This is a genomic window from Longimicrobiales bacterium (genome assembly GCA_035764935.1).
In the GTDB taxonomy this organism is placed as follows: Bacteria; Gemmatimonadota; Gemmatimonadetes; order Longimicrobiales; family RSA9; genus DASTYK01.
Genome location: DASTYK010000082.1, coordinates 1 through 4,042 on the forward strand (window position 1 = coordinate 1; position 4,042 = coordinate 4,042).

The following is a 4,042-nucleotide window of genomic DNA, read 5'->3' on the forward strand; positions in this document are numbered from 1 at the left end:
CGAGTCGACGTGCTGCTGCATCGAGGGCGCTCCGGTCATGACCGCATCGGTCCATACCTCCTCGTCGAACGGGCTGCCAGGATGCTCCGCACCCACGATCCCTGAGGCAATCGCCGGATGGTAGTCATACTGGGAATCGCGACTCACTAAAAGCGCGTCGGCGGATACCTCGATGTCGCGCCACTGGAAATCGGCAGCGCCAACGAAACTCGTTCTCCGGCCGGCAGGCACCAGCGATTGATACTTCGACAGGCTGATTCTTTGTGGCTCACCCGGGACCAGATCGGAGATCGAAACATCATCCGAATCGCGAGCTTCAGGCAATCCCGCCACCGGAGCATTCAGTCCCGGCAGGTCGGCGCCGTCCAGCGAGCGGATGCCGAAGCTGGCGCGATAGTCCAACCCACCATAAGGCCGATAGTCCTGATCACGAGATATGGCCCGCTCGTGGCCGAGCAGATCACCGAGCTCCAGATGATCCAACGTCGCGGCGAAACGCGCGGCCCCGCGCCGGCCGCCGAGGCTGAGCGTAGTTCGCCATTGCTCCGCACCGCCCGCAGCAATTCCATAGCGCTGCTCCACTGCAAGCTCGTCGAGGTGACGACGCGTGACGATATCGATCGTGCCCGCAATGGCGTCCGATCCATAGCGCAGCGACCCCGAGTCGTAGTGAATGTCGACGTGATCGACCGCGGACAGCGGAATGGTGTTGAGGTCGAACGCGGACGAGGTAACGTTATTGGCGCTGGGCAGCGTGCGACGGCCATTGATCGTCACCAGATGCGTATCTCGGCCCAGCCCTCGAAAATCCGCATACTGCGCGCCGCTCGCGATGTAGCCGGCATGCCTTGAATAGGCGTTGCGGGCCAGGTAGCGAAAGAATTCGGGCAAGGTCGCCGCTCCTGTCGCTTCGATGTCGCCACGGCTGAACCTCACCTGCCCGCGCTGATCGGCGGGCGCCGCGACACCTCGCCCGACGACGAGGACCTTCTCACGCAACGGCTCCACGACTCGCGGCGGACACGAGCACGGGCGAGCATAGGAAATACGGAACTTGGAGGGCGTTTCCGGATCGCTCGGTCCGAGCGAAAAAGCGAATGGGCCGGAGGGGTGCGGTGCCAGCTCCACTCCTGCCTGATGCTCGATGAGCGTCAGCACCTCTTCGGGTGTCATGTGCCCCTGAATGGGCCCGACCAGGATCTCTGCTTCGTCCTTCCGATTGAAATGAAGCGTTAGCGACAGGGCGCCGAACCGATCACTCACCGCCAGCAGGACCTCGTGGAGCCGCCCCCTTGGAATATCGATGTCGCGAGCCCGTACCCAAGGGTGGTCCATCATGAACACCGGCACCGTGCCTTGTCCCTCGACCACCACGCCGGTGGCCGCGCAGACCGGCGCTGCGAGTCTGGTCCATGCGTCCTGCAACGTCATACGGCCAACCAGCGGGCCCACCGCGAGCTCGCCGCAAGCGTCGAAAACCTCGCGACCTATATATGTATCGCCACCAGTTTGCCTGGCGAAGGCCTCGACGGCGGTGCGCAGCGGTTGCTGCGGGATATCGAAGTCGATGCTCTCGTCGACGACGTCCAACGTGGCCGCATCGACGCCGTTCGTACCATCCCATGCGAACAGCAGAGCGATTCCGATGGCCCTTGCAACCTGCCGCCACGTCTCCATTGACTACAAGGACCGGCTGATGGCGCCCGGTTGTCTCGGGGCCTGCGAAGCAGGAGTTTCGCTGCTGCACCAATCAGATTGCACAGATAAACAGGAATTCGCGGCCTTCTCCTTGACAGGCCCGCGCCACTTCCCTACATTGCGCGCCTCTCGCGTGGGGCTATAGCTCAGCTGGGAGAGCGCTTGCATGGCATGCAAGAGGTCGCCGGTTCGATCCCGGCTAGCTCCACCAAGCCCCGACGTCTTACCGCGTCCCCATCGTCTAGAGGCCTAGGACATTACACTTTCACGGTAGTAACCGGGGTTCGAATCCCCGTGGGGACGCCACTTCAAGACGCCGGGCCCGCCGCCAGGCGGGCCTCATCCAGCCAGCCGCAGCCCGGCCAGTCTCTCCGGGCCGCCATCCTTAACTGGCCCTGCCTTTAACCAGCACCGCCTTGGGCGTAGGCCAAAGCTCGCTCCAATCTGGCCAGGACCGCCTCGCGACCCAGCACTTCCAGCGTGACGTCGATCGGCGGCGACACCGTTCCGCCGGACACCGCAACGCGGATCGGCTGCGCGACTTTGCCCATGCCCACACCGAGTTCCGTCGCAGTCTGATTCACTACATCGTGCAGCGACGGCGCGGTCCACTCGCCCAGCGCAGACAACTTCGTCAGCACGGTGTTAAGCGGTCCCGCGGACTCGGCAGTCAGATTCTTCTTCGCCGCCTTCTCGTCATACGAGGTGACGTCCTTGAAGAAGAAGACACTGTTCTGCGCCATCTCCTTCAGCGTCTTCGCCCGCTCCTGCTGCGCCTTCGCGACGGCGGCGAGCTTCGCATCGTCGGTGACGTTCACACCGAGCGCGGCGAGATGCGGCTGCAAATACTGAGCGATGCGCTCCGGCGTGGCCCGCATGATGTGCTGCTGATTCAGCCAAAGCAGCTTGTCGGGATTGAAGGCCGACGCCGATTTGTTCACATCCTTGATGTCGAACAGCTGCGTCATCTCCTCCATCGAGAACACTTCCTGATCGCCATGCGACCAGCCCAGGCGCACCAGGTAGTTCAGCAGTGCCTCGGGCAGATAGCCGTCCTCACGATACTGGAGCACGCTCACCGCGCCGTGCCTCTTGGAGAGCTTCGCGCCGTCCGGCCCGAGGATCATCGGCACATGCGCATACGAAGGCACCGCGGCGCCAAGCGCCTTGAGCATGTTGATCTGGCGTGGAGTGTTGTTGAGATGATCGTCGCCGCGAATGACGTGCGTGCACTTCATGTCGCTGTCGTCGACCACGACACAGAAGTTGTACGTCGGCGTGCCATCCGAGCGGGCGATGATCAGGTCATCGAGCTCCATGTTGTCGAACACGACATTGCCGTGAATGACGTCTTCGACGACCACGCTGCCTTCCAACGGATTCTTGAAGCGCACCACGGGCGAAACGCCCGGCCGCGGCTCGGTGCGATTGCGGCAGGTGCCGTCGTAGCGAGGCTTCTGCTTGGCCTCGATCTGGCGGTTGCGCATCTGCTCCAGCTCTTCCTTGGAGCAATAGCAGTGATACGCGTGACCGTTCTTGAGGAACTGATCGATGACCTCGCGATAACGATCCATCCGGCGGGTCTGATAGAACGGACCCTCGTCCGCCGTGAGTCCGAGCCACTCCATGCCGTCCAGGATGACCTGCGCCGCCTCGTCGGTGGAACGCTCCCGGTCGGTGTCTTCGACGCGAAGAATGAAGACGCCGCCGTGGCGGCGGGCGTACAACCAGGAGAACAGCGCCGTGCGCACGCCGCCGATATGCAGCATGCCGGTGGGGCTGGGAGCGAATCGAGTTCGGATGGCCATGGCGCCTTATCGGCCGCCAAGCCGGTATGCATCCGAATCGTTAGGAGTGGTGGGCGGTACAGGGATTGAACCTGTGACCCCTGCCGTGTGAAAGCAGTGCTCTACCGCTGAGCTAACCGCCCGATGCCGGCCCGACGAACCGTCTGAGGTTTGAAGGGGCGCGTAGTTTAGGGAGGACGACGGTCTCGGTCAAATCAAGTCACGTGCACCGGCGGCGGCCGGTTCAGCATCACCCAGTACAGCCCCAGGCTGCTGACCGCCTCGACGAAAGCGCCGAATTCGACCGGCTTGCGGACATAGCTGTTGGCGCCCAGGTTGTAGCTGGCGATCACGTCGGCATCCTGGCTGGAGGAAGTCAGCACCACCACCGGCAGATTGCGGGTGCGCTCGTCGGCACGCAGGCGTTTGAGCACGCCGAGACCGTCGAGCTTGGGCAGCTTCAGGTCCAGCAGGATCACGGTGGGCGCATTCATCACGTCGCGATGGGCGTATTGCCCGGTGGCGAACAGATAATCCAGGGCTTCCACGCCGTCGCG

At 63.2% G+C, this 4,042-nt stretch carries 3 protein-coding genes and 3 tRNA genes; 2 read left to right on the forward strand and 4 right to left on the reverse strand.

Annotation, left to right across the window (positions count from 1 at the left end; genetic code table 11):
- Positions 1 to 1,677: TonB-dependent receptor plug domain-containing protein (locus VFU06_06650; GenBank protein HEU5209075.1), on the reverse strand; the 1,677-nt coding region annotated here is incomplete at its 3' end.
- Positions 1,678 to 1,833: 156 nt separating this feature from the next.
- Here VFU06_06650 and VFU06_06655 point away from each other — a divergent pair.
- A tRNA-Ala gene (locus VFU06_06655) sits at positions 1,834 to 1,909 on the forward strand.
- A gap of 19 nt (positions 1,910 to 1,928) precedes the next feature.
- Positions 1,929 to 2,004: transfer RNA gene (locus VFU06_06660), tRNA-Glu, on the forward strand.
- Positions 2,005 to 2,099: 95 nt separating this feature from the next.
- Here VFU06_06660 and gltX read toward each other — a convergent pair.
- The 3 genes from gltX to VFU06_06675 form a co-directional block, all read right to left on the reverse strand.
- A complete protein-coding gene (gene gltX / locus VFU06_06665) occupies positions 2,100 to 3,506 on the reverse strand; it encodes a glutamate--tRNA ligase (protein ID HEU5209076.1) in 1,407 nt (468 codons plus the stop codon).
- Positions 3,507 to 3,553: 47 nt separating this feature from the next.
- Positions 3,554 to 3,628: transfer RNA gene (locus VFU06_06670), tRNA-Val, on the reverse strand.
- Between the two features lie 72 nt (positions 3,629 to 3,700).
- Positions 3,701 to 4,042 (reverse strand): response regulator (locus VFU06_06675; protein ID HEU5209077.1); only part of this gene is annotated, 342 nt, incomplete at its 5' end.